Source organism: Legionella jordanis (assembly GCF_900637635.1).
Taxonomy (GTDB): Bacteria; Pseudomonadota; Gammaproteobacteria; order Legionellales; family Legionellaceae; genus Tatlockia; species Tatlockia jordanis.
Genome location: NZ_LR134383.1, coordinates 541,021 through 564,947, shown reverse-complemented (window position 1 = coordinate 564,947; position 23,927 = coordinate 541,021). Strand labels below are relative to the sequence as shown.

Sequence of the window (23,927 nt, the reverse complement as noted above, 5' to 3'; positions counted from 1 at the left end):
GTTAACATGGGATTTAAATGTGGAATTGTGGGCTTGCCCAACGTTGGTAAATCAACTTTATTCAACGCCCTCACTAAAGCTGGCATTGAAGCCTCCAATTACCCATTCTGCACCATTGAACCCAATGTGGGGATCGTCACCGTACCTGACCCTCGTTTGGACGCCTTGGCTGAAATTGTTAAACCCCAACAAGTCCTACCAGCTACCATGCAATTTGTGGACATTGCTGGCTTGGTTAAAGGAGCCGCCAGCGGTGAAGGGCTTGGCAACCAATTTTTAGCCAATATCCGCGAAACCGACGCAATTGCTCATGTGGTACGCTGTTTTGAAAACAGCGACATCATTCACGTAGAAGGTAAAGTTGATCCTTTAAGTGATATAGCTGTCATCAATACTGAATTGGCTTTGGCCGACATGGAAACGCTTGAAAAAGCATTAATGAAAGCAAGCAAAAACAGCAAAAGCGGCAACAAAGAAGCCATTGCTGAAAAACAGGCTCTTGAAAAAATAAAAACGCATCTGGACGAAGGTAATCCCGTTAGAACCTTGGAATTAAACGGTGAAGAAGAAGCCATCGCCCGTCGTTTATTCTTATTAACAGCCAAACCAGTGCTTTATATTGCCAATGTGGATGACACAGGTTTTGAAAATAACCCTTTACTGGATAAGGTCAAAGAATTAGCCAAACAAGAAAATGCGAGCATTGTTGCTTTATCAGCAGCAACAGAAGCCGAACTTATGGAGTTGGATGATGACGAACGGAAAGAATTTATGGCGGACTTAGGCCTTTCTGAGCCAGGCCTTAATCGTGTCATTCGTGCCGGCTATGAGCTTTTAGGCTTACAAACTTATTTTACCGCAGGTGTTAAAGAAGTTCGTGCCTGGACGATAAGAAAGGGAGCTACCGCTCCGCAGGCTGCCGGGGTTATTCATAGCGATTTTGAAAAAGGCTTTATTCGAGCAGAAGTGATTGCCTATGAAGATTTCATTACCCACCGTGGCGAACAAGGTGCGAAAGAAGCAGGAAAATTACGCTTGGAAGGCAAAGATTATGTAGTCCGTGATGGAGACGTCATGCATTTTCGTTTTAATGTATAAATGAAGACATTTTAGTTTGCTAAGGCATTGTTCTTCTTATCGCTTTCCAACTTGACATTATGCCAAGCCGCCCTTAGCATGCATAAATTCAATCTCAGGGGATAAGTATGACGGTTGCCCGTTTAAGAGCCTTGGTGAATACTGATTTTAATGCAGTTAACGCTTTAATCATCGAAAACATACAATCACAAGTTGGATTAATTGATGATTTAGCGCATCACATCGTTGAAAGTGGCGGCAAACGCTTACGCCCTCTTTTAGTTCTTTTAGCCAGCCATGCCTGCGGCTATCAAGGGCAAGATCACATTGCATTAGCTGCCATGGTTGAATTTTTTCATACGGCTACCCTGCTGCATGATGACGTGGTTGATGAATCCACCCTAAGACGGGGTCGAGAAACAGCCAATGAGATTTGGGGTAGTAAAGCCAGCATTCTGGTTGGGGATTATTTATTTACCCAATCGGTGCAACTCATGGTAAATGTCAATAATTCACAAATTTTACGTTTAATGGCAGATACATCGCATGAAATCAGTTGTGGTGAAGTGAAACAATTGGTCAATCGCCACAATTTTAATCTAAGCATTGAAGAATATCTGGATGTCATTCGTGCCAAAACCGCCTTGCTTTTTGCCGCTTCAGCAGCCATTGGCGCTCACTTGAGCCCGACTGGCAATCACTTGTCACAAAGTCTGTATAATTATGGCCTTCACTTGGGCAATGCATTTCAGATGATTGATGATGCATTGGATTATTGCTCGGATGCCACCACGATTGGTAAAAACATAGGCGACGATTTAGCCGATGGCAAGGCCACCTTACCTTTGCTGCATGCATTACATCATGGCACAGCGGAACAACAGCAGTTAATTAAAAGCAGTATTCAGTATGGCAGTTTACATAATTTAGAGGCAATCCTCGCAGCCATTGAAGAAACCAACGCCATTGAACATACTCGCAAGTATGCTGAATCGGAAGTCGATCGTGCATTAACCGCTTTACAACCCGTACCACCATCAGTCTATAAAGAAGCGCTTGAAGAGTTGGCATTATTTGCCATCAAGCGAAATCATTAATCGGAGTGTAGCTCAGCTTGGTAGAGCACTGCCTTCGGGAGGCAGGGGTCGCAGGTTCAATTCCTGTCACTCCGACCATATAAATAAAGGATTATAAGCATTTTTACAAAACCAAAATTCAATTATAGGGTGCGCACAGGGTGCAAATTGAATGTGTTTTATTGAAAAAAGAATATATCTGGAATCATGTGTAAGATATTAAAATCAATCTACATTAGCTTAATGTTGATAGTTTCCCCTCAGATAAAAGCAGCCTCAGATACATGCCATCCCAAAATAAACCCAAGATTACCCCAATATATTGCTGGTTATGGAAGTTTGATTGATGAGCAATCTAAAAAGACTACAGACTCAAAAGCTTATGAAAACATTCCTGTTTTAATTAAAGGCTTTAAAAGGAGTTGGTGTGCACATGGTAATATGCCAGGATTCAATGCAACTTTTTTGTCTTTAAATGAAAACAAAAAAGGGACATTTAACGGCGTAATTTATAGAGTCAGTGATCCCAAAGAAATAGAGCTATATGACACTAGAGAAACTGTTTATTGTAGGAAAGAGTTAAGTGCCGAACAAATTAAAATATATACAAAAAAAATTCCTGAAAAAATACAGGTATGGATTTACTATCCAAAATCAACACAAAATGATCAACCTAGCCGTGAGTTTCCCATTACACAATCATATGTCGATATTTTTATTAGAGGTTGCATTAAAATTGAAGAAAAATTTAATATAAAAGATTTTGCTAAAGAATGTATATTAACTACGGATAACTGGCCTGAACAACACTGGGTCAATGATAGAGTTTATCCTAGACGCCCTTCAGCATATGAGCCTTATGCACGTAAGATAGATGCTCTATTAAAAGAACATTTACCTAAGCAATTTAAAAATATAACAATCGAATAAATTGTAGGGTTAGCGCAAAAGCATTATTGCGCTAACTCAATCAGTAGATACTTTAACGCACTAACCACACTTTCTGTGCTGTTCTAGCCATGAATCAAGGTCATCCTTCAAATAGCGTATTGATCGTCCGATTTTAATATATTTAGGGCCTGGAGTTCTATTTGCTAAAGTTCCATTTACCCTGTCTTGAGAAAGAAAAGAACGGCTCATGCATATATAGTTAGCAGCTTCAGCTTCTTTAAAGACTCTCTTCTCCACAATAAATACCTCCGTATATTTTGGTGTAACATCATAAAACAACACCAATATATACCAATTATAAGTATTTATCAATTAAATTATACGCGATTTACGTATTCATTAACGGCAGTGATAACAGCTTCAACTTCAAAAGTTCGGCGAGTGGCTGTAAATCTCCCCTTAAATCGATTCATCCCATCCCCTCTCATTTTTGGCGCGTGTTCCTCAAAATAATTTTGCAAATCCTCGGCACTTTCAAGTTGATATTGAACAGTTAAATGTTTTTGATTATCAGAGCTATCACCATCTATTGATTGGTGCATCACTGTTGCATTCAAAAAACCGGGAAATTTTAGCATTTCAAGAATATGCTCGTCTAACCAATCCTTATAATCTCTATATATTTCATTATCAATAGATAGATTCACTTCATATACAACCATGTTTACTCCCTCACAAAACGTAATACAACCAATGTTAATATCGCACAAATACTAATAACAATTCCCGGATTCATAAAACTTTTATGGCTTAATATAACATAGGGCATTAAACCACCAAAAATTGATAAGCTGGTATTATAAGATATTGCTAAAGCCTTACCTCGATGAATGGCGGGAAACAAAGAAACCATAAATGCAGGCAAAGCCGAATTATATAATGATTGAATCAAAGCCAGTAATATCAAACTACAAAATATAACGACATAGTTAAAATGGCTAATATAGTCAAAACAGACATAGGAAAATAAAAGGTATAATGCTGAAGCAGCAGTAATTTGCTTAGTAATACCTACCCGATCGGCCAAAGAACCAAACAGGGGCAAACAGATGAAATAAACTGACAAAGCAATCAACGTCACCCATACAGATTTATGGTGAGTCTGATTTTGAATCACTGAAGATAAAAGAGTTGGCATATAAACAAAGGTCATATAGAAAGCAGAAGCAGATAAACTTGCAGCTACAAAACAAATAACCAGCTCCTTTCTATATTTTTTTACCAAAGATGAAAAATGTTTAGTATCATTCATCTTCTGCGCAAATGGCTCATTAATAAACCTTCTAATCTGGTAGAGTGCCAGCCAAATAATAGCACTAATTAAAAATGGTATACGCCAGCCATATTGAATCATCTGCTCATAAGGTAAAAGGTTTAGCAATATAAAAACCGATAAATTTGCCAGCAACAATCCAAGAATTCCGCCCATAAATGCCATACTGCCAGAAAATGCCGGACGATCTTTCCCTTGTTCAACAGCAAATATTAAAGCATTAGAAAACTCCCCTGAGATTGATAGCCCCTGAATAATCCGGCAACTAAATAATGCTATCCATAAATCAATGCCAGGTAGGCTGGTGGGCAATAAACCAATAACCGCTGTGGAAACGGTCATCAACAAAGTAGTAACTGACAGTACCTGCTTTCGACCATAACTATCAGACAGATACCCAAAAACCATTCCAGAAAAGGGTTTCACTACATAGCTTACTACATAAGCCAAAATGGTAAAATTAATCGCTGAACTTTGTGAATGGGATGAGAAAAATACGGAAGACAACACAGGAATAAGAAAAGCAAAGATACTTAAATCAAAAACTTCAATAGCAGTACTGATGAAAACGGATATCCTGACCAGATTTGTCATTTACATTCACTTCATTGTGTCGTACATTATTTTAGCATTAAATAGATTTAAGCTGTACCTCTAAGGATTTGTTATGATACATGATATACCCAAAAGGATTTTCCTTCCCTTCGATGAAAAACAAGAACTTCTTTTCAACAAACAATTACGTCCCCTAAATGCCTTGGGGTGTGATTATTTCTATTATCTAGTCTCAGATCAAACTTCAAAAAGCAAATCCTACCGATTCTGCACTCATGAAGATTGGATGGCTTTCTATTATGAAGAAAAATTAATCGAAAATGATCCATTAAAAAGAATTGTAGAAAAGTCAAACATTTCAGTACTCCCATGGAATCAAGCCAGTTTTATGGATAAGCATGAAAAACAAACCATGTCTGGCCGATCCGCTTTTGGGCTTTATAATGGCGTCTCGATTGTTAGTAAATTCAATAAAAAAAATTACATATTTGTATTGGCGACTGAACATAGAGATCATGACTTAGCAAGGTATTTGCTATTGGAAAAAAATTATGAATTAAAGAAATTAATGCATGGGTGTATAACCTCTTTCGAAGGATGACGTGGTTAGGGCTTATGATTCTGATTGATTTACAAGAGTATTAAATAAACTAACCAACTTGAGCTGTTCAACCCTATTTACTGTAACAGCACATAGCTGGGGATTGCCAACTACTATTGCTAAACTTTGAGCTCTTGAACTGGCAACGTTAATTCGATGCTTATCGAAGAGAAAATCCATCCCTCTAGGTAATTCATTCGCATCGCTGGTACACATACTCAAAAATACAATGGGCGCCTCTTGCCCTTGGAATTTATCAACGCTGCCAACACGCGCCTGCTCACCAAGAGCTTGCTTGAGTTTATTAACTTGATAATTATATGGGGCAACAAACAATATATCGTTCCAACCAATCTTACGAGTTTCTCCCAGCTTTTCTATAAATGCCTTGCCAATTAATTCTTGAGCTAATAGATTTATTTCACTGACTTCCTCATCTGAAGCGTAGGTATTACCTTCATGCACCACAGGAACAAAGATTATACCAGCCTCTTTGTTTAATTTTCCTTGGTAACCATCAGGTACTTTAACAACACGCACATCATTATCAGGATGTGGCTCAAGGTTATTATCATATATAAATTTACTGATAAAGTGATTGACTGCTGAATGCATTCGATAAGTGGTTCCTAAAAATAAAAATACTCCCATATCATCGGCAATCGTAGGTGTTTCATGTAATAAATAATATAAAATAGAAAGACCGCTTTCACCAGGATGTGTGCCTTGTGATGGCTGTCCTAATTGCATTTGATCACCCATAATCACTAAATTCTTAGCAGAGCGGCTCATAGCAACAAGATAAGCCACTGAAACCTGCCCTGCTTCATCTATAAATAATCAAGTTGCTCCACCATATCATCCCTGGCAAATCCCCATTCAGTAGAGCCTATAACGCAGGATTCCACTATATTATTAACAAGGTCACTATTCTTTAAAATAGATATATTTATTGCCTGCAAGTTAGAATCCGTATCTCTGGTACATACCTAAGACTAGAATAACTTGTCTTTAGATATAAGATATATTATATTGTATATAAAGGAGATAGTGATGAATAAAGTTCTAATTTCAATACCCGATCAAATAGCTTCTCGAATGAGAGCGGCAATACCGCAACGACAACGCAGCAAAGTAATTGCCCACCTTATTGAAAAAGAAGTTGAACGGCGTGAAAAAGCACTCTATCAATGTGCACTTGCCGTTGAAAATGACCAAGATTTAAAAGAAGAAATGGAGGATTGGAATGTAACGATTCAGGACGGATTACACGATGAATCGTGGTGATGTATATTGGGTAAACCTTGACCCTACTACTGGATCTGAGATTAATAAACTCAGACCTTGTGTTTTAGTTGGAGCAACACCAATTAATCAAGCAAGACGCACTGTTGTTGTCGTTCCCCTTTCAACTTCTGCCACAGCCAGGCCGCCAATAACTATCTCTGTTTCCTGTCTTGGTAAACAAGTGACAGCTGTTTGTGATCAAATAAGAACTGTCGATAAAAGTCGATTAAAAAACGTTGCAGGGAGCCTTTCAGATAAAGACTTAAATGCTTTGGATGACGGACTGAGACAAATTTTATGCCTATAAGCGTGCAAGCTGCATTCAATCGGACAGCAAGATAGGTTCGAGACAGATTTAATAACCCAAACACGATAGCTTTGTTCAGGATACTCTCGTCTTGAGAGCCGCCTGTCTACCCAAATCAGAACATCAGGATCTATATCTTTTGCCCAGTTTTTTAGCCTTCCCGGACTCCAGCTATGATGCTTTTGATGACGTTCTGGCATATGCCCAGGCTCTGTGGTCATTCCAGCAAAGAACTTACGGGCATGACTGGCTATCATTTTCTGTTGGAAGTACAAACAAACACGTGATTCTTCCGCATGTAACTCCAGTACCTCACCCACAAACTGATGGGGTACAGAATAATGATATTGAAGGCAAAGAACAAAACACAAATAAATCATCCTAAACCATTCAAAAATTTTTTAAATATTCAATGATTTTTAATGTGCTTTCTCGTGAAAACGGTTTGGTGAAACAAACGTAGTTTTGTAGAGGTTGCTGATGGTACAAATCAACCCCATTGTTCACCATAACAGCAACCAATGGCACTTGATTCATTTGACGCCCATCACGGATTAAAGAGTTAAAATCGATTGTCGTAAGAGAGTGATAAAAACCACTGTCTACTAAAATCATGGAATAAATATGCGATGTCATTTGAATGATCGCATCCTCAATAGAAGACACAAAATCGACGCGTTGATTCAACTGGGAAAACTGCTCACGAACTATTATTCGTGAAGACATGGACTCCTCAATAATTAAAAAATGAAATAGTTCATCCAACTACCAAAATCCTGTATTCAATAACATAAGTATATTAAAAAGGATAAAAGAGTTTTATTATTTATTAAATTATCAACTAAAAATCAATAGATTATTTGGTTTTATTTAAAAACAAATCCTTATATGAACTAAGATGACCAAATATCGAGCATTACAGTATCTGTGTATACCCCAGCAGGAACTACTGGCTACCTGGACATTAGTAAAACTGATATTAAAATTGGCATTAGGCGTCCCACTGCATGTCAACGAAGCCTCTTTCCTCCATATTAGCTAAAAGCAAAATTGAATCTGCAAAAAAATACTTTCTTCTGGAGCGCCACCAAAAAGATGTTGCTGAAAATCTTGGCGTTTCTATCCCTATATAGATGGGTTCCGGCGTCGGAATTAGACTCAATCATTAATTCATTCGGATGATTAATTGGCTCAAATATTAAACGATTAGTTGCTCTGAATCTGAAATTCCACTTTTTGTCAGTTCTTCCACAGACATCTATTGGTTTATAATCGATTCTTAATGCGGGTTCTTTCGGCTTGAGGCACGACCACGGTTGCCGTGGATTAGGACTGCATCGCCTTTTTACTCATAGCGTTGATATATTCTTAGTGTTTGCCGATAACTCAACTCACATTCTATGATGCTTGCACCAGACTAATTCGACTTTGCTTTACCATTTCTAGCACAGCCTTTCTTTGGCGCTCACACTTATTCATCATGAGCACGCCCATACAACTACTCTCCCTTTTGGTTCTCATGGAATTTTTAAGGTCACTGAATGTGATAGAGTCATGGTGTTATGACATGTTGTATAATATACCTTATTATATTAGAAATTTCTAATATAATTAAATTATGAGTACTACACCCTTTTATCCAAACCTTAAGGTCATAATAAAAAATACCAACGGGGCAGAAAAATGCTTAAGCTTCTTGCCAATAGGAAAAGGCTTTTAATTTTATGACATTTTGATAAAAAAGGAATATTCGGTTGGCGAGTTGATAGGTAGCATATACATATCCCTATCGGCACTTTAACAGAATTTAGTAAAAAAGCGTAAAGAGGACCTAGTTAAGACTAAAAAGAAGAGACCATCATTTACTATCGTATTGGTCATCAGGAAGTAAAGGTGATTTTATTGACGTTGTACTTGACTTACTGTAAAGAATAAAAAATTTGCTCAATATATTAGAATTATCTAATTATATGGGGGGTCATGTGGCTATAAAGAGTGTTGACGCAAAAACAGTCAAACAATGGCTGGAAAAAGATGAAGTATTATTAGTTGATGTGAGGGGACCAGTAGAGCACGCCGCTGAAAAAATTGTAGGAGCACGTCTTTTTTCTTTAAGTCAGATTGAAAAATTGCAATTACCCAATACCAAAACAAAAAGATTAGTATTGCATTGTCGTTCAGGAAAACGAAGTGCTACTGCTTGCCAAAAATTGGTGCATGCTAATCCGGAGCTTGAAATTTATAATCTTGAAGGAGGAATTGTAAGCTGGATCGAATCAGGTTATCCTGTTGAAAAAACAAACCAATTTACACTCTCCCTAGAACAACAAGTCCAACTCTCTATTGGAACACTTATCTTTCTTGCCAGTATGCTAGTTTGGCTGATTTCACCAATTTTTATTGCTATTTCATCGCTTTTAGGTCTTTGTTTAATGTTCACAGGCATTTGTAGCTATTGTGGGCTAGCCTCTAGCTTGGCCAAAATGCCATGGAATCAATCTAGTAAAAATAGTGTAACTTACAAAAAGGCTTAAGCTATGGTTCTTTTAGGTTATTCATTGGCTTTATTGATGGGGCTGATTTTAGGAATGATTGGGGCTGGAGGTTCAATTCTGACTATGCCCATATTGGTTTATTTGTTAGGTGTTACACCCATGGTTGCTACTGGGTATTCACTCATGGTGGCAGGCAGTGCAGCATTTTTAGGTGCGATCAGCTATTGGCGGCAAAAACAAATTTATTTAAAGGCAGCTTTAATTTTCGCGATACCTGCCATGATTACGGTCTTTCTAACTCGCGCCTACCTAGTGTCTCATTTACCTGACTCTATCATCGGCGTCTCCCTGGATCACTTTATCATGATTCTTTTTTCTTTCTTAATGATTATTGCCTCATCATTCCTCTTTATGCCATTAGCCATTCCATCATCAAACTCCTCTCAGAATTGGAATATCAAACAATACAGCAAAGCAATTACCAGTAGCATATGTGTTGGGATAATATCGGGTTTAGTGGGGGCAGGTGGCGGCTTTTTAATTGTTCCAGCCTTAATGGCTTTTTTTGATTTACAGGTTAAGGAAGCCATTGGGACGTCATTGGCTATCATTGCTATTAATGCCTTGGCTGGTATTAATGGTGATATCGCTTCTGGCGTTGTATTTGATTGGAGTTTCTTGATTCTGTTTACAATATTGACACTTTCCGGCTTAATCTTTGGTATTTCCATCGGAAGCAAATTGCAGGATAGGAGACTTAAAACCTTGTTCAGTTTATTTGCCCTTTTGATAGGTATTACCATATTTGTAAAAGAAATTATCTCATTATTTTAGCATTTAATCATCCTAGAGGACTGTCATGCTCATTGAACCATTTTTTGATCCCAATACAGCAACTTATACCTATGTTGTTGATGAGACAACACAACTTTGTGCTGTCATCGATTCTGTTCTCGATTTTGACATGCCCTCAGGGCGAATAACAACTATCTTGGCAGACAAAGTCATTACCTTTATTCGCCAACATCAATTGCAGGTAGAATGGATTTTAGAAACCCACGCTGACGCTGATCATCTCACCGCATCACAATTTATTAAAAAGCAATTGGGAGGCAAAATAGCGATAGGTGAGCACATCAAAACGGTACTCAAATTTTGGGTTCCTCTTTTTAACTTACCTAACGAACAACTTTTAGAGGGAAAGCAATTTGATCATTTATTTAAAGACCAAGAAATTTTTTACATTGGCACCCTTCCTGTTCATGTGATGCATACACCAGGCCATACCCCCCGCTTGCGTTACTACCTTATAGAAGATGCCGCTTTTATTGCAGATACTTTATTCATGCCCTACGTGGGTACTGCACGAACTGATTTTCCTGGAGGAAGTGCAGCTATCCTTTATGATTCCATCAAAAAATTCTATCTTTACCAGAAAACACCAGACTATTTACCTGCCATGATTATCCCCTGGAAGGCCAAGCACCTAACTGTCTTTCAACAGTTAGGCAGCAAAAACAACAAAACTCTATGATAAGAGTTGGGATTTCCAAAAAAGACTATGTCGTTGCCCGTTTAGCAAAAGACAAAGGGAAACCTGTACCAAAATTGTTATTGCCATCTATACAGGTTAACATTAGAGCAAGTCATTTAGGTGAGTCAGAAAGCAAATGGAGTACAGTACCTAAAAATTCCACTTAATCGCTTGTTATAATAAGAATTTTTTAGTGCTTATCCTTCTCAATTACTTTAGTGAATTTGCTCCGATATCTATGTAGGTTAGAGCGACTCCGATACAATAGGTGTTATTTTTTGCTATATTTATATTGGTCCATTTTATAATTCAAACAGATGCACTTACCACATTTTATGCTCCGTAAAGAAGATATCATAGCTCGATATGGTGGTGATAAATTTGTGGCATTGGTTGAAAATATTACTTTAAAGAAAACCCAGTTAATAGGACAAAAAATAATTGAAACCATCTCTCAGATATAACAGAAGAAATTCTAAATCAAAGCAATCTAAAATTTGACTGTTCCATTGGGATTAGCCAATTAATTCATAGCGCAACTGCTATCGATTCCGCTTTGAGAAAAGCGGATGAAGCTTGTTATAAAGCGAAGAAAAACCATGGTAATACCATTTGTTTTGAGGATGGAGAAGATTCAACCTTAATTTTTTATAATTAGGGCCTGTTTACAATTCACATCGGTAACCACATTAACCCACACGCTAAGGCGACCATAGAGGCATAATTTCTTTTTAATTTATCTTACCTTGTCGCTATTGCACGAAAATGTTTTATTCTTGCGAAGATATTTTCAACCAGATGCCGGTACTTGTATAAAGCCCAATCCATATCATCATTTCCTATCGTTGAATTACTTTTTCTTGGGATAACAGGTTGCGATGATTTCTGCCTGATGATATGGCGCAAATCCTCCTTGTCATATCCCTTATCAGCAATCGTATAATCAGCAGATGGTAGCTGAGTGATGAATTGAGGTGCAACTTTGCAATCATGTACTTCACCACCGGTGACTATGAAATCAATTGGCAAACCATGTGCATCAGCCGCCATATTTATTTTTGTCGTATTCCCAGCTACAGATTTCCCAATAGCTTCATCATCCGAACTAGCAGCACCTGTACTATGCTGATGAGCCTTTACAATGCTTCCATCAATAAATTCCCACTCAAGATCTGGGTCCTGAACAAGGGATTTTAAAATAGCCATTATTTTGTTTTTCGAGGCCCAACGGTTAAATTGTTGGTAAATTGAAATCCATACACCAAAGAAAGATGGTAGGTCTCGCCAAGGCAATCCTGTTCGCATACGGTATAAAATCCCTTCGACTGTTTTTCGCAAATTGGGCTTGTCATAAATTCCGTGTTCGCGCATGATCGTTCTTAGCTTTGACCAATGCTCATCTGTGAGCATAAGCCTTAGCATTGCAAACTCGTTTTTTGCTGATTGTGAGAATCGCAAGTTTACGAGTTTGCTCTTATAAATCTATCGATTACAGCGAATTGTAAACAGGCCCTACCAATAAATAATAATTTGTAAAATTAAAAGAAATACTCAATTTCAATTCAATGTACTCTCTATATAGTTGATAATTTTTTGTGCTTCTTGTGGATTCAATGGTTTACAAAAAAAACACCACTCTTTTGTTATATTACATTTTTCCAGACGAGGGGACCTTAGAAAGGTGAGGGCGACAATAGGAGTTATGCTATAGGGTTGTTTCTTTTTTATAAAGCCCATCAAGTCACAGCCATAAAGTTTATTATACAAACCCACATCGATTAAAAGAATATCATATGAATTGACAGCCACTTGACTTAATAAGTCCTCAGGGGTTGCTACAATATCAACTTTTTGGCCAAGCTGCATTAATTGATTTCGAATAATAATGCGATTAGGAAATGATTCTTCTGCAACAAGAAAATAAAAGGAATATCTCATGGTACCCACACGATTAAACATAATTCTCATTCCAATTGTAGCTTTTCCATTTTATTTTTAAGTAATAGGAATTAAATAACAAGTAGTTAGTTATAGTATAATTTTTTTCGCACCCTTAGTTGTCTTTAACAAAAAAAGCGAATGAAATTAAAGTTTATATAAAATCAAAATAAGAAAATCTATTAATCTCAATTCGTGCAGAAAGTGCTACATACCCTCCTTCTCCATAACCTGGTTTAATCGCATCCGGCGTTAGTATTGCTTCGCAAGGAGAAAAAAGAGTTTGATAAAGGTTTTCTTCTTTGAAATTGATTTCATGAAGCAATTCAAGAACTTCGTTAACGGAATAAAAATGAGCATGGCAATAAAAGGGATTGTCTTGTTTAATCGCCTCATAATGTCTTCCCAACATCGAGTTTTTATCAATCATACCGATTATAAGCGTACCATTGGGCTTTAAAACTCGTTTTGCCTCCAACAGTGCTGTTAAAGGTAAATCCAAATAACACAGTACTGTATTCAACAAAATAAAATCAAATTGCTGATCTTGGAAAGGCAATGCTTCGCCAACTCCTTCATAGACATGAATCCCTCTTGACCGAGCCATATTGCCTAATGCTATCGAAGGCTCTACCCCAGTCTTAATTCCAAGTGCTGCAGCAAAACGGCCTGAACCGACACCAACATCAAGTCCCTCTCCTGATTCAGGAACGACTTTCTTTAAAGCATCAAGCTCAGATTGAAAAACAGCTGGATGAATATCAAACCACCTATCGTAATCTTCTGCCATTTGGTTAAAAACTTTGACTGATTCAATGCTCATATCGATTTATCCGGAATGTTTATAAAAAATTTGAGGCATGTATTCAATTAGCCTTTGGCTTATAAATTACTATTACGTAAGTTAACATAATATAGAACTACGTAATAGTAATACCTTCCTCCATCCAGCCGCTAAAGATTAATGCTCAGGAAGGCACCAAGGAGAATAATGCATCTCACAATAACCCTGACCAGAACTCAAAGATAGAGGGAAAATGCTTTTTACGACCTTTAGATATTTCATGCTCTCATTTAATGTGTAGAATAAACTCTTTGGCTAGACGAAAAAGTTGAACTTCTCGTACCAATCCTCAAAAAATAAAGAATTGCTACCAAAGATTCTGAATATTGTTCACCAACAGGCAAGCTGCGAGTATAGACAACACGGTATTACTCAATTACCAACATGCTTTGGAATACAAAAATAAAGTCCATTGTAAATTCATCCATCACATCATGAAATAACCTGGCTTGTTGCTTGCTACTTATGGAAAAAACCTACTCGTTTGCATAATAGAATAATCAGTTGCTGACCAAAATGTGTTCAGCAATTATTTCCAAATTCGCACGCAATTTCTGCCTTCTGCTTTTGCTAAATACAAAGCCTTATCAGCATTTTTGATAGACTCTTCAACAGATCTTTGAGAATTAAGCAACGTCAAACCAAATGAGGCAGTAATTTGAATCAGACTTTCATTGTTATCATTAATGGTAATGGCTTCAAGACCACTTCGAATACGTTCACACATTGTGTTACCATCATCTAATTCAGTGAAAGGAAAACAAAGCAAAAACTCCTCTCCTCCATAACGAAAAATCTTGTCATATGCTCTAAGGTTTTCAATAAAAAAACGAGCTGCTGTCGATAAAACACGATCACCTATATGATGACCATGCGTGTCATTAATTTTTTTAAAATTATCCAAATCAATCATGACGAGGCAACAATTCTGCCCTTGTCGTTTAATCAGATCTTGCTGTTCTCGTAACGTAGATAACATGGTCACCCGAGAAAATACTCCTGTTAATTCATCTCGGTTATGAATGAAATATTCCAACTCATTTTTAAGAGTGGCAAGCTCTAATCGCATCTGTTCTAAGGCATTAGCAAAATCATCATAATCAAGGGTAGTAATACCCTCTTCAGCAAGCGACTTCCTTAATAAATGTGTTGTCAACTGATGCATGCGTTGATGCGATTCACCAATATTGATGATTCCTGGATGGTTCTGAATTACTTTCGGAATGCGACTATAATACCATTGACCGAATCGACAGCGCGTATGCGCATCAAATAAGAGATCATTGCTATCTCCAGGTAATCGACATATAAGAGTTCGAATAAGTGAATTATGCCATTGCTGATGGTTATAGATAGCTTGGTCTAATTGAGAAACTATTTGCTGAAGTTCATTTTGGGAGACAGAATTAAATGATGCCATCACATATCCTTATGTTTATTTCTAAATTTAAACTGATAAGTAAAATGATATCATATTCGCTTTCGTTGAGCATTTTGTCATTCTATATGGTTTATGACTGCAACAACAGTTTTTGTTCTGCATGGACGTTTATATTTCTTTAATCATTATCCCCCCTTATCATCCGAATACCATTTAAAATGGTTACTAGACTTTATCGCTATTTATGGTGCTCTGTGCGGAGTAGCAGGCTCAGCGCTTATTCCTTATTACGATCTGTTAAATCAAATGCTGGTCATCATTATCGGAGTAGCATCGGGTGGACCGCATATTCTTCAGCCCAATCTTTTAGCAAGTCTCTTATTTTTTACGCTAACCCTTCCTCCCTTAAGTTTTGGCTCTTCATCAAAATGCGCTAACCTATTGGTTGCTTGGAACCGCTTTATGGATTTATTTTTGTTTTGTATCGATTGCCTCTTGGAGGGGATATGGGCTCCTTAATAAAAATTTTAAATTACGTTATGAGAATTTAGATCTAATTAACGAGTTATTTAAAATAAATACTGCTTTGGAAGAAAGTGAGTCACGATTTCGTTATGCATTTAATTCTGTAGCTATTGGTGCATATTCTGCCCCCAAACAGGGTCTTTTAAGAACCCCCACGAAATTGTCTCCTTCATAACGATAGGGTTTATAGACTCAAGCAAACATTTGGTTTGTATTTGAAAATACAAGAACTAGACAAAATAACAAAGTCCTACTTCATTTTTTGAAAATTAAGGAGATTAAGAATATAAATGTGCTTGTTAGAATAATTAATGGTCCCGAAGGCAGGCCTGTAAATTGAAATAGTAAAACTCCAACACAAGAAGCGACAGCGCCAACCAAAGTTGAAATTAAGCTATACTGTGTTAAGTTTTGGCTTAAATTTCGAGCCGAGGCAGGTGGAATAGACACTAAGGCGGCAGTTAATAAGCCGCCAACCATTTGAACCCCTATGGCCACGACAATTGCAATCAATGTTAAATAAATGAAGTTGTATTTTTTTACATTTATTCCTTCTGATTGAGCTAAATCCTCTGAAATATTAATAAGAACCATCTTGGGATAAATCAGTTTAATAATCAAAAAAAGAAAAAGCGCAGCGCTCACGGAACTTACTGTTTCCAAATAACTTATTTTAGTGATATCCCCAATCAAAGCCGATTGAGCCTGTTCAATCGGCAAAAATAAAAAGGCTACAGCGACACCTGAGGCAAATACCACTGCTGTCAAGGCTTCCATGGGTAATTTTGTTCGCAGTTCAAGCAACCAAATAAAAACGATACCAAGCAAAACAAAAGGGAATGCGCCTAAGGCAATGCTAAAACCGTACAATAAGGCGATTGCTATGCCTGGCAGGGTTAAATGGCCCAGAGGACCAGCAACAAGAGCCATTCTTTTGCTCAGCATTAGTGATCCCAAATACCCAGACACACCACCAATAAAAATGCCCGCAATCAAGCTCAATATCAATTGGTTATTCATAGTGTTCTTCAGTGTTTGTGTTTATAAAACTTTATTCCGCCACCATAAAGATTTTGCAAGTTCTCTGGAGTAAGTACCTCGTTTGGTGGACCTATACATACTGCTTGTTTATTTAAACAAATCACTTGATTGGAGAATTGGTAAACTACATTCAGGTCATGGGTGACTAATAACATAGCGTTATACCAGTTTTTATTTTTCAAACTCTCCAAAAGGTTATAAATAGTTTCCTCTCCACCAATATCAATGCCTGTAGTAGGCTCATCAAAAAGTAAAACATCAGGATTTCCTATCAAGCTCCAGGCAATGAGCAATCTCTGAAATTGACCAGAAGATAGGTAACCTATTTTTCTGTTATAGATCTCTTTATCAAAACCAACTTCATGGAGGGTATTTATTATTTCTGAATTTGTGGTTTTCTTTAGCAAAAAAAACTCACCCACATTTAACGGAATTTCTTTTATGAAGGGTAATCGTTGGGGAACATAACCGATTTTAACCCCTTTCTTCCAGGTAATCGTACCGCTAAAAGGTAATAACCCAAGTAAACATTTTAGTAAAACAGTCTTGCCAGAACCATTCGGGCCTAAGATACTGATAATATCGTTTTTATTAAGGGAAAATGAAAGTCCATCAATAACAAGGCGATCATCCAGTTTCACGGTTAAATTGTTTATTGTTAGGAGAGTATTGTTATCCACGTCTAAAATTCCCTTTTATAATTAGTCAGAATTAATGAACGTACAACAAGTTCATTGTATTCTTTATATCCAGAAAATATGAACAAGAATATATAAAATAGTCATGCCAATTATAGGGATAATAATAAACGCGAGAAGATTATAAAATCCTATTCGATTTTCTGCTGATCTATTATAGAATTTTTTAAATATCTTCCATTCTCGCTTAAAAAAGCTTTTTTTGTCCATAATAAACCTTCCATGTGAGTTAGCGGAACTTTTATATAAAAATTATAGACTTTCTATTTCAATAATGTAGTGAATAGATAGGCAGGCAAATGTATATTTACAAAGACGGAAAAAATTATGTGATTATTGGACTTTTAGGTGTACGCCATAATGGACAATGATGCATCAGATCATAATAAATAAGCCATGAGTAAATAATCAAAAGATGGAAAGGTCCATTTCAGCTTAATAAATCAGATTATAAAATCTCCACAACAAGAACCTCCAAGCTGGTTTCAGTGACAAGACAATGTGTATCATTGGGAGTTAATCCTATGGCTGTACCCAGCTTTATTTCAATTTTGTCTCCATTTTTTGTTAAATAACCTTTTCCTCTAATCGGAATTATTGTGGTTTGTCCTTTTGGTTTATGGTTGGGCAGATTTGTATCTTTGTCTATATTTAACTTGAATATTACGAAATCTTCACTCTTTGCAATGATTTCGCGAAAACTCGAATCATCCATAATTCATATACTCCTGATAAGTTAGGTAAATTTGCAGACTTATTTTAATAATAGAATATTTGGTTTGGAAAATACATAAACGGTGCAAATTATTAAAAAATAGAAAGTTGATTTTATTTAAATGGTCATAAATAAATACTGACTATAGGATGATAATGCGTGATGTTTTGTTGGTCCGGTAGATTCAATACAATGCCCAGGATTTATTTTCAGAATTGTATCGATAATGCATGACAAAATCCCCTCTTCTTCTCCTGGCATTCCTTCCTCCAGTGATACTGCAATTTCAGCCGCATCGTATTCCCATGAGCGTAATATTCTAAGTTTCTCATCCAGCGTTAGATTGGGATTATCTGCCACCTGTTTTGGATTCAAAAACACAGCGCCAGGATCAAGCAGTGCTTTATCCAACCAAAGCGGTTGCTTTTTGTATTTTTCTACTGTTGTGTTTATTTTCTTTTTAGCCATGAATTCATCCTTTTTCTACCTGAAGTCTTTACAATTATAGGCGAGATTTTATTTTATATAATAAGTCCTCTTTGTTTGCATTCAGCGAGTACCCAACGTAATCCATCGGTTATCTCAGCATGATTTAAAATAGTAGCGCTGTCATCAAAAAATAGAGCCTCTCCCTCATAACATCCAGTAACTGTTCCTTTTTTATCAGGCCAAAAGAAAGCATAAATTAAGTCATTATGCTTTGACATGGGTTCAGTGATTACACCAAGCACGATAAGATCACATTCAAGTACTTGGGCTCCTAGCTCCTCTTTTAGTTCACGAATGATGGCCTGAACGGGGGTTTCCCCTTTTTCAATTTTTCCTCCAAATTCGCAAAGATAACCCGGATAGGCAGCCCAATCTCGACCACGTTGTTGAAGCAGTATTTTATTGTCTTTAGTTAAAACAAGACAGCCTACAAATTGATGTGGATAACGACTTGGATTGATATCTGAATGATTTACTAATTTGACAAATCCGGACATATAATTACTCATTTTATGAGTTCTTCTGAATCAGGTTATTATGCTAATTACCAGGATAATCCAATTTCCCGCCATGCAGAGGATATGTTAGGCTATAAACAATAGACTACAGTCTATGTACTGTTCCAAAACCAGATTAGTCATCTACTATGGTTTGCTTTCGACAATGATAAACTATTTCATTTGTACCCAGTTTAATAATTTCACCTTCCGCCCCTGAGTGTTCTAACTCACAATGTGCTGCGAGAGTTACTATTAAATCATTCAGTTCCTTGCCAGTCGTTTTAAAAACTATTTGATTCCCTATTTTGATTCGCGCTTCATAGAGATCATGATTTATGTTGTCATTCATCTTTTCGCCTGATTTTTAAGCTATTCTATATAGTATAGTTGGAATTATGTAAGAAAACGGGTGTCTTAATTAGTTGTGTCTTAATTAGTTGCAATAAAGCCTCAAATTATAAAACAGAGTAAACTTAATTAGCTTTTACTGGAGTAATAGAATAATAATCAGGAGAAAGGATATGAGCGACCAATCTGTAGTAGAAACACTAAAGTCGGTTCTGGCTGACAATTACATGCTATACCTCAAAACTCAGAATTATCATTGGAACGTTGATGGACCTCGCTTTAAAGGCCTGCACTTGATGTTTGAAGAACAATATAAAGAACTTGCTGAAGCCATTGATACTGTGGCCGAGTTAATTAGAGGATTAGGCGAGAAAGCTCCAGGCACATTTGATGCTTAGGTAATCCCCCCATTTTTAACTGACACTAAAAGTAGAAACCTAGGCTGCTAGAGCCAATTTTCTTTTGGGTGGTATACCTCCAATAGCCGAGTTAGGACGTTCATTGTTATAAGACCAAAGCCACTTGGTGGCCTGTTCCTGGACTTGTTCAATACTCTCAAATAAGTATTGATTAAGCCAGTCATACCGAACAGTACGATTATAGCGCTCAATATAGGCATTTTGCTGCGGACAACCTGGCTGAATGAATACAAGCTCAATATCGTGATTTTTAGCCCATCTTGCGAGCTTATGGCTTACGTATTCAGGCCCATTATCACAACGTATCTGCTTAGGCTTGCCTCGCCATTCAATGACTTGCTCCAGTGTCCGGATGACTCGGGCAGAAGGCAATGAAAAATCCGCTTCGATTGTCAGGCCTTCCCGGTTAAAGTCATCAATAATATTCAGTAGCCGATAACAGCGTCCATTATCCAGTTGATCATGCATAAAATCCATTGACCAGCACTGGTTGCTTGATGTTGGCACGGCCAGGGACTCAGGCTTTTCCCTGATTAACCGTTTTTTGGGTTTTATCCGTAAATTTAACTCGAGCTCTTTGTATACACGGTAAACACGTTTGTGATTCCAACAAAAACCTTTCACGTTGCGCAAATATAAAAAACACAAGCCAAATCCCCAGTTACGGTTGTTTTGAGTTAAGCGCATTAGCCAATCCGCTATGACCCTGTTTTCTTCATTCAGTTTGGGTTCATAACGGTAGCACGTCTCACTGATGCTAAATAACCAGCAAGCCATCCTGACTTCAATATTCCGTTCCCGCACTATCACGCGCGCAAGCTCTCGGCGAGCGGATGGCTTTTTTACTTTTTTTCAAGCACCTCTTTTAAAATTTCTGACTTTAAGCGCTCTTCAGCGTACATCTTCTTTAAGCGGCTATTCTCTGCTTCAAGTTCCTTTAGCCGAGCCATCATTGGAAGATCCATGCCTCCATACTTGGCTCGCCAGTTATAGAATGTCGCATTGCTTATACCATGCTCTCGACATAAATCTGGAACTGCAACACCACTTTGAGCTTGCTTCAATATCGACAGGATTTGGCTGTCACTAAATTTTGATTTCTTCATGCAGAATCTCCTTGCACATACATTACGAGAAAATTCTACTTTTGGCATCAACTATTTTGTGGGCGGATTACCTTTTGAGTAAAATATCCTTTCTCACCGTATCGAAAAATTTGGCAATATCTAGATCAATCACTTTGGTTTTTTTTTGAACAATAGATTCCGATACGCGTTTGATCGCATCGCTTGTAGCGCGTTTTGGCCGATACCCGTAAGAACCTGCTTTGAAGTCCGCTTCAAAGATGGGTTCAAGTATTAGCTTCACTGCACCTTGTACAACTCGATCGCATATTGATAGAATCGATAGTTCTCTAAAGCTCTTTCCGCCTGCTTTAGGGATCTTAACCTTCCTTGTCTTGCCTGGTTTATACGAGTGTGTCTGCAGTTCTTCTTGTAGGGTATGGAGGTAAGTCTGAACTCCTTCTGTCTCTATTTTCACAAAAGTTACACCGTCTAATCCCGGTGCGCCTTTGTTTAATTTCGTCAGTCGATAAGCTTCCTCTAATACTTCCATTTTGCAGACATGAACATACAGTCCCCAGAAACGCCATTGGCTTTCAGCCTTCGCTTTAACATATATCTTCCGCCTCAGCTCTTGCAAACTAACTGGTGCCTTTGTCAGCTCACCATTGCCTCACTTGTTGTTGGAAAAGTTACTATTAACAGGGCGTCTTCGCTCCATGGGAATTACTCCACTTCATTACTACTACCCGCCCATCCGCCACCTTGTTCCTCTTTCGGTTCATTTCCTGTGTCCCAGTTATAGAACCTACCTTACTCCAGGGATTTCTCCTGGAAGAAACAAGGCTTCTCCAGTTGCTTAGATGTTCCTTGCTGCCATGCTGTCACTATCACCCCGCCGAAATGAATTAGCGTATCAATCAGTGTTCACTAATCCATGTTGCTTTCACCGGAACCCCAATGGTTCAGCTTTCGGATCTACGTCTTCTCGAGGCTACTTTGTGTTCATTTGCATTACGGCCTGGCCGCTCACTCACCTTGCTTATACAAGGCTTTGTTAATAGGCTTCAACGTCTCAGTCACCTTAAACGCTGCTATTCAAGTTACTGGTCTCTGATTTTTAACCAGGCAGGGTTATCTCCTGCTGAAACATCCAGCCTTTGCTGGACACACAGGGTTCTAGACGCAAAACCGGAATTTATGCCCAATTTACAATCACTCCGTGAGCCTTTGTCATTCAGGAGCAGGCTCAGCCAGGGTGCAAGCTAATTTATCAGCAGGGGATTTAACTGCTCTCTCTAAAGTAGCTGGCACGGTTGGGGTGATTTTGGGTTTCTACAAATTTTAAGTGGCGCATTATCAATGCACTGCAATCGCTTTTTTTCATGATGAAAGCCTATTACGGGGCTTGGGGAGTAATGGAACGACTAACCGACTTAAGATAAGTTAGAGCTATAAATTGAAGGGTAGGATCTAATAATTACTTGAAAAATAGAATAATATTGATATCCTGACAAAAGAAAGTTATGCAAACTCTCTAGAAAGGATAATAATGCCACAATACCCTATTTCTCCTGAACTATATGATCAGTCTATTCCACAAATTGTAACCGCCAAGTCTGTTGTTTTGGATTTTTTTGACAAGACTCATATTCATGGAGGAGAAACAATCGTTGATGCCTGCTGTGGTACTGGTAATTTAGCTGGTTTTCTTGGAGGTTATTTACCTAATTGCACTATCTTAGGATTAGATAATGCAGAGAACATGATTGAGTTTGCTAAAAAGAAATATTCACAGAATAATGTTTCTTTTCTACTCGAGGATCTTACTACATTTAATGAATCTTACAAGAAATCAGCAGATTTAATAATATGTTCATGGGCTGTATCACATATCCCCATGGAACAACAAAAAATCTTTACTAATAATCTTTATCAATATCTTAAAAAAGAAGGCCGACTAATTGTTCTTTTTCCAGTAATGGGTTCAACATTATCTACAGTAATTCAAGAAACTGTAAAATCAGAAAAATGGAATAATGTATTTACTAAATTAGAAAATACGCGGGTAACATTTACAATCGAACAATACGATGAAATATTAAGACAAGTTGGCTTTATGAACCGGAGCGTACGTCTTTGTTCTGAAGAAATAACTTTTAAAGATAAAAACGAATTACGTTGTTTTATCATAACTTCTATTGCACGTTACTTGTCTTACATACCAAAGCCTGAGTTAAGCGAAGAGTTCATTGATGATATAACAAACAATTATCAAGAGAAAATCCCCAATCTTTCTTATACAGTCACAATTTTATCAGCTGTTGCAAAACGCCCTTCTCTTAATTTGCTTTTACAGAAAACAGGAACATTTAATTCTGACTCCAACAACAGCCAAGAAGAAGACATAACTCAGTTGTTATTATATTCCAAGCCGGATTAAATTTCATTGCATATAATAGATTCTGAAAGTCGGTAAATAGTTGCTTTATGGACATTAAAAGTTTTGGCAATCTCAGTGACTGATTTATTTTCTTCCAATAATCGCTTTGCTAACAATTTTTGTTCTTCATTCATTTTTTTGGGGCGTCCAATTCGAACTCCACGTTGTTTAGCTGCTAAACGCCCCGCCGAAGTACGCTCACGAATTAAATCACGCTCAAATTCAGCAATTCCTGCAAATACCATCATGATCATTTTACCAGCATGAGAGGTTGTATCTGCCCATGGCTCAGAAAGCGAGAAAAACGAAGATTCGGCTATTCTTATTCGTTCTACAAACTCCAATAAATGCTGGGTAGAATGAGCT

General features: G+C 37.4%; 29 protein-coding genes, 1 tRNA gene and 3 pseudogenes. 15 read left to right on the top strand and 18 right to left on the bottom strand.

Annotated features, from left to right (window positions below; genetic code table 11):
* The first annotated feature begins 6 nt into the window (after positions 1-6).
* From ychF to EL203_RS02690, 4 genes are all read left to right on the top strand, one after another.
* Positions 7-1,098 (top strand): redox-regulated ATPase YchF, encoded by a 1,092-nt coding sequence (gene ychF / locus EL203_RS02705; protein WP_058470640.1) that lies wholly within the window; start codon positions 7-9, stop codon positions 1,096-1,098.
* Positions 1,099-1,205: 107 nt separating this feature from the next.
* Positions 1,206-2,174, top strand: coding sequence for a polyprenyl synthetase family protein (locus EL203_RS02700; RefSeq protein WP_058470641.1), 969 nt, complete (start codon positions 1,206-1,208; stop codon positions 2,172-2,174).
* 1 nt (position 2,175) lies between these two features.
* A tRNA-Pro gene (locus tag EL203_RS02695) sits at positions 2,176-2,252 on the top strand.
* A 144-nt stretch (positions 2,253-2,396) separates the two neighbouring features.
* Positions 2,397-3,083 (top strand): gamma-glutamylcyclotransferase, encoded by a 687-nt coding sequence (locus EL203_RS02690; protein ID WP_232003999.1) that lies wholly within the window; start codon positions 2,397-2,399, stop codon positions 3,081-3,083.
* Positions 3,084-3,421: 338 nt separating this feature from the next.
* Here the strand turns inward: EL203_RS02690 and EL203_RS02680 are convergent, their stop codons facing one another.
* Both EL203_RS02680 and EL203_RS02675 read right to left on the bottom strand, forming a co-directional pair.
* Positions 3,422-3,766 carry a DUF4286 family protein gene (locus EL203_RS02680; protein WP_058470643.1) on the bottom strand — a complete coding sequence of 115 codons (345 nt, stop codon included), beginning with the start codon at positions 3,764-3,766 and terminating at the stop codon, positions 3,422-3,424.
* A gap of 2 nt (positions 3,767-3,768) precedes the next feature.
* Entirely contained in the window at positions 3,769-4,971 is a 1,203-nt protein-coding gene (locus EL203_RS02675) for an MFS transporter (protein WP_058470644.1), read from the bottom strand.
* 73 nt (positions 4,972-5,044) lie between these two features.
* Here EL203_RS02675 and EL203_RS02670 point away from each other — a divergent pair, with 73 nt between their 5' ends.
* Positions 5,045-5,533 carry an autoinducer binding domain-containing protein gene (locus EL203_RS02670; protein ID WP_058470645.1) on the top strand — a complete coding sequence of 163 codons (489 nt, stop codon included), beginning with the start codon at positions 5,045-5,047 and terminating at the stop codon, positions 5,531-5,533.
* A 12-nt stretch (positions 5,534-5,545) separates the two neighbouring features.
* On the opposite strand, the gene EL203_RS02665 is transcribed toward EL203_RS02670, so the two are convergent.
* Positions 5,546-6,343: a DEAD/DEAH box helicase gene (locus EL203_RS02665; protein ID WP_310886270.1), complete on the bottom strand. Its 798-nt coding sequence runs from the start codon at positions 6,341-6,343 to the stop codon at positions 5,546-5,548.
* A 243-nt stretch (positions 6,344-6,586) separates the two neighbouring features.
* Here EL203_RS02665 and EL203_RS02660 point away from each other — a divergent pair, with 243 nt between their 5' ends.
* Together EL203_RS02660 and EL203_RS02655 are read left to right on the top strand one after the other, a co-directional pair.
* A complete protein-coding gene (locus EL203_RS02660; RefSeq protein WP_058470647.1) occupies positions 6,587-6,820 on the top strand; it encodes a hypothetical protein in 234 nt (77 codons plus the stop codon).
* Positions 6,807-7,127 (top strand): type II toxin-antitoxin system PemK/MazF family toxin, encoded by a 321-nt coding sequence (locus EL203_RS02655; RefSeq protein ID WP_058470648.1) that lies wholly within the window; start codon positions 6,807-6,809, stop codon positions 7,125-7,127. Before EL203_RS02660 ends, EL203_RS02655 begins: the two co-directional genes overlap by 14 nt.
* Here the strand turns inward: EL203_RS02655 and EL203_RS14750 are convergent.
* Together EL203_RS14750 and EL203_RS02645 are read right to left on the bottom strand one after the other, a co-directional pair.
* Positions 7,019-7,507, bottom strand: a complete 489-nt coding sequence (locus EL203_RS14750; protein WP_375232618.1) for a Mu transposase domain-containing protein — start codon at positions 7,505-7,507, stop codon at positions 7,019-7,021. The genes EL203_RS02655 and EL203_RS14750 overlap by 109 nt on opposite strands.
* A 10-nt stretch (positions 7,508-7,517) precedes the next feature.
* Positions 7,518-7,853, bottom strand: a complete 336-nt coding sequence (locus EL203_RS02645) for a hypothetical protein (protein WP_126320080.1) — start codon at positions 7,851-7,853, stop codon at positions 7,518-7,520.
* Between the two features lie 1,256 nt (positions 7,854-9,109).
* Here EL203_RS02645 and EL203_RS02640 point away from each other — a divergent pair.
* The 5 genes from EL203_RS02640 (at position 9,110) to EL203_RS14645 (ending at position 11,814) form a co-directional block, all read left to right on the top strand.
* Complete coding sequence (locus tag EL203_RS02640; protein ID WP_058470651.1) at positions 9,110-9,661, top strand: rhodanese-like domain-containing protein; 552 nt, start codon at positions 9,110-9,112, stop codon at positions 9,659-9,661.
* Between the two features lie 3 nt (positions 9,662-9,664).
* Positions 9,665-10,456 (top strand): sulfite exporter TauE/SafE family protein, encoded by a 792-nt coding sequence (locus EL203_RS02635; RefSeq protein ID WP_058470652.1) that lies wholly within the window; start codon positions 9,665-9,667, stop codon positions 10,454-10,456.
* A 25-nt stretch (positions 10,457-10,481) separates the two neighbouring features.
* A complete protein-coding gene (locus EL203_RS02630; RefSeq protein WP_197723125.1) occupies positions 10,482-11,156 on the top strand; it encodes an MBL fold metallo-hydrolase in 675 nt (224 codons plus the stop codon).
* A 317-nt stretch (positions 11,157-11,473) separates the two neighbouring features.
* Positions 11,474-11,620: a diguanylate cyclase domain-containing protein gene (locus EL203_RS14745; protein WP_320205183.1), complete on the top strand. Its 147-nt coding sequence runs from the start codon at positions 11,474-11,476 to the stop codon at positions 11,618-11,620.
* The gene (locus EL203_RS14645) at positions 11,617-11,814 is read left to right on the top strand and encodes a GGDEF domain-containing protein (RefSeq protein WP_320205185.1); all 198 of its coding nucleotides are present in this window, start codon (positions 11,617-11,619) and stop codon (positions 11,812-11,814) included. The genes EL203_RS14745 and EL203_RS14645 overlap by 4 nt, the downstream gene beginning before the upstream one ends.
* Before the next feature lie 14 nt (positions 11,815-11,828).
* On the opposite strand, the pseudogene EL203_RS02620 reads toward EL203_RS14645, so the two are convergent.
* The 4 genes and pseudogenes from EL203_RS02620 to EL203_RS02605 all read right to left on the bottom strand — a co-directional run bounded on the left by EL203_RS02620 (position 11,829) and on the right by EL203_RS02605 (position 15,358).
* Positions 11,829-12,578 (bottom strand): annotated as a pseudogene (locus tag EL203_RS02620) (IS5 family transposase).
* Between the two features lie 135 nt (positions 12,579-12,713).
* A complete protein-coding gene (locus EL203_RS02615; protein WP_232003998.1) occupies positions 12,714-13,115 on the bottom strand; it encodes a response regulator in 402 nt (133 codons plus the stop codon).
* Positions 13,116-13,248: 133 nt separating this feature from the next.
* A complete protein-coding gene (locus tag EL203_RS02610) occupies positions 13,249-13,917 on the bottom strand; it encodes a class I SAM-dependent methyltransferase (protein ID WP_058470653.1) in 669 nt (222 codons plus the stop codon).
* A 550-nt stretch (positions 13,918-14,467) separates the two neighbouring features.
* Positions 14,468-15,358, bottom strand: coding sequence for a diguanylate cyclase (locus EL203_RS02605; RefSeq protein ID WP_082647144.1), 891 nt, complete (start codon positions 15,356-15,358; stop codon positions 14,468-14,470).
* An 81-nt stretch (positions 15,359-15,439) separates the two neighbouring features.
* On the opposite strand from EL203_RS02605, the pseudogene EL203_RS02600 reads away from it, so the two are divergent.
* Positions 15,440-15,986: pseudogene (locus EL203_RS02600) on the top strand (GGDEF domain-containing protein); the annotation flags it as partial.
* Between the two features lie 113 nt (positions 15,987-16,099).
* Here the strand turns inward: EL203_RS02600 and EL203_RS02595 are convergent.
* From EL203_RS02595 to EL203_RS02570, 6 genes are all read right to left on the bottom strand, one after another.
* Entirely contained in the window at positions 16,100-16,864 is a 765-nt protein-coding gene (locus EL203_RS02595) for a metal ABC transporter permease (RefSeq protein WP_058470656.1), read from the bottom strand.
* A gap of 8 nt (positions 16,865-16,872) precedes the next feature.
* Entirely contained in the window at positions 16,873-17,565 is a 693-nt protein-coding gene (locus EL203_RS02590) for a metal ABC transporter ATP-binding protein (RefSeq protein WP_058470657.1), read from the bottom strand.
* A 466-nt stretch (positions 17,566-18,031) separates the two neighbouring features.
* On the bottom strand, positions 18,032-18,298 hold the full coding sequence (locus tag EL203_RS02585) for a hypothetical protein (RefSeq protein WP_058470658.1): 267 nt from the start codon (positions 18,296-18,298) through the stop codon (positions 18,032-18,034).
* 117 nt (positions 18,299-18,415) lie between these two features.
* Positions 18,416-18,766, bottom strand: a complete 351-nt coding sequence (locus EL203_RS02580; protein WP_058470659.1) for a hypothetical protein — start codon at positions 18,764-18,766, stop codon at positions 18,416-18,418.
* A 53-nt stretch (positions 18,767-18,819) separates the two neighbouring features.
* Entirely contained in the window at positions 18,820-19,284 is a 465-nt protein-coding gene (locus EL203_RS02575) for an NUDIX domain-containing protein (RefSeq protein ID WP_058470660.1), read from the bottom strand.
* A gap of 136 nt (positions 19,285-19,420) precedes the next feature.
* A complete protein-coding gene (locus EL203_RS02570; RefSeq protein ID WP_058470661.1) occupies positions 19,421-19,636 on the bottom strand; it encodes a hypothetical protein in 216 nt (71 codons plus the stop codon).
* A gap of 172 nt (positions 19,637-19,808) precedes the next feature.
* On the opposite strand from EL203_RS02570, the pseudogene EL203_RS02565 reads away from it, so the two are divergent.
* Positions 19,809-20,024: pseudogene (locus EL203_RS02565) on the top strand (Dps family protein); the annotation flags it as partial.
* A gap of 48 nt (positions 20,025-20,072) precedes the next feature.
* Here EL203_RS02565 and EL203_RS02560 read toward each other — a convergent pair.
* Together EL203_RS02560 and EL203_RS02555 are read right to left on the bottom strand one after the other, a co-directional pair.
* Positions 20,073-21,160, bottom strand: a protein-coding gene (locus tag EL203_RS02560; protein ID WP_161516441.1) for an IS3 family transposase whose coding sequence is annotated in 2 segments (ribosomal slippage) — positions 20,073-20,899 and positions 20,899-21,160 — 1,089 coding nt in all. Because the reading frame shifts where the segments join, the coding sequence is not laid out codon by codon here.
* 67 nt (positions 21,161-21,227) lie between these two features.
* On the bottom strand, positions 21,228-21,671 hold the full coding sequence (locus EL203_RS02555; protein WP_197723124.1) for a reverse transcriptase domain-containing protein: 444 nt from the start codon (positions 21,669-21,671) through the stop codon (positions 21,228-21,230).
* Between the two features lie 999 nt (positions 21,672-22,670).
* Between EL203_RS02555 and EL203_RS02550 the strand changes: the two genes are divergently transcribed.
* On the top strand, positions 22,671-23,561 hold the full coding sequence (locus EL203_RS02550) for a class I SAM-dependent methyltransferase (RefSeq protein WP_058470663.1): 891 nt from the start codon (positions 22,671-22,673) through the stop codon (positions 23,559-23,561).
* Here the strand turns inward: EL203_RS02550 and EL203_RS02545 are convergent.
* Entirely contained in the window at positions 23,558-23,905 is a 348-nt protein-coding gene (locus EL203_RS02545; protein ID WP_232003994.1) for a recombinase family protein, read from the bottom strand. The genes EL203_RS02550 and EL203_RS02545 overlap by 4 nt on opposite strands.
* Positions 23,906-23,927 lie beyond the last annotated feature (22 nt).

Excerpts from the sequence above, each read along its gene's own strand:
- EL203_RS02615 (WP_232003998.1), bottom strand. The coding sequence starts at position 13,115 with ATGTTTAATCGTGTGGGTACCATGAGATATTCCTTTTATTTTCTTGTT.
- EL203_RS02660 (WP_058470647.1), top strand. The coding sequence starts at position 6,587 with ATGAATAAAGTTCTAATTTCAATACCCGATCAAATAGCTTCTCGAATG.
- EL203_RS02550 (WP_058470663.1), top strand. The coding sequence starts at position 22,671 with ATGCCACAATACCCTATTTCTCCTGAACTATATGATCAGTCTATTCCA.
- EL203_RS02630 (WP_197723125.1), top strand. The coding sequence starts at position 10,482 with ATGCTCATTGAACCATTTTTTGATCCCAATACAGCAACTTATACCTAT.
- ychF (WP_058470640.1), top strand. The coding sequence starts at position 7 with ATGGGATTTAAATGTGGAATTGTGGGCTTGCCCAACGTTGGTAAATCA.
- EL203_RS14750 (WP_375232618.1), bottom strand. The coding sequence starts at position 7,507 with ATGATTTATTTGTGTTTTGTTCTTTGCCTTCAATATCATTATTCTGTA.
- EL203_RS02595 (WP_058470656.1), bottom strand. The coding sequence starts at position 16,864 with ATGAATAACCAATTGATATTGAGCTTGATTGCGGGCATTTTTATTGGT.
- EL203_RS02655 (WP_058470648.1), top strand. The coding sequence starts at position 6,807 with ATGAATCGTGGTGATGTATATTGGGTAAACCTTGACCCTACTACTGGA.
- EL203_RS02580 (WP_058470659.1), bottom strand. The coding sequence starts at position 18,766 with ATGGCTAAAAAGAAAATAAACACAACAGTAGAAAAATACAAAAAGCAA.
- EL203_RS02690 (WP_232003999.1), top strand. The coding sequence starts at position 2,397 with ATGTTGATAGTTTCCCCTCAGATAAAAGCAGCCTCAGATACATGCCAT.
- EL203_RS02675 (WP_058470644.1), bottom strand. The coding sequence starts at position 4,971 with ATGACAAATCTGGTCAGGATATCCGTTTTCATCAGTACTGCTATTGAA.
- EL203_RS02700 (WP_058470641.1), top strand. The coding sequence starts at position 1,206 with ATGACGGTTGCCCGTTTAAGAGCCTTGGTGAATACTGATTTTAATGCA.
- EL203_RS02575 (WP_058470660.1), bottom strand. The coding sequence starts at position 19,284 with ATGTCCGGATTTGTCAAATTAGTAAATCATTCAGATATCAATCCAAGT.
- EL203_RS02635 (WP_058470652.1), top strand. The coding sequence starts at position 9,665 with ATGGTTCTTTTAGGTTATTCATTGGCTTTATTGATGGGGCTGATTTTA.
- EL203_RS02605 (WP_082647144.1), bottom strand. The coding sequence starts at position 15,358 with ATGGCATCATTTAATTCTGTCTCCCAAAATGAACTTCAGCAAATAGTT.
- EL203_RS02585 (WP_058470658.1), bottom strand. The coding sequence starts at position 18,298 with ATGGATGATTCGAGTTTTCGCGAAATCATTGCAAAGAGTGAAGATTTC.
- EL203_RS14745 (WP_320205183.1), top strand. The coding sequence starts at position 11,474 with ATGCACTTACCACATTTTATGCTCCGTAAAGAAGATATCATAGCTCGA.
- EL203_RS02555 (WP_197723124.1), bottom strand. The coding sequence starts at position 21,671 with ATGGAAGTATTAGAGGAAGCTTATCGACTGACGAAATTAAACAAAGGC.
- EL203_RS02645 (WP_126320080.1), bottom strand. The coding sequence starts at position 7,853 with ATGTCTTCACGAATAATAGTTCGTGAGCAGTTTTCCCAGTTGAATCAA.
- EL203_RS02610 (WP_058470653.1), bottom strand. The coding sequence starts at position 13,917 with ATGAGCATTGAATCAGTCAAAGTTTTTAACCAAATGGCAGAAGATTAC.
- EL203_RS02680 (WP_058470643.1), bottom strand. The coding sequence starts at position 3,766 with ATGGTTGTATATGAAGTGAATCTATCTATTGATAATGAAATATATAGA.
- EL203_RS02670 (WP_058470645.1), top strand. The coding sequence starts at position 5,045 with ATGATACATGATATACCCAAAAGGATTTTCCTTCCCTTCGATGAAAAA.
- EL203_RS02570 (WP_058470661.1), bottom strand. The coding sequence starts at position 19,636 with ATGAATGACAACATAAATCATGATCTCTATGAAGCGCGAATCAAAATA.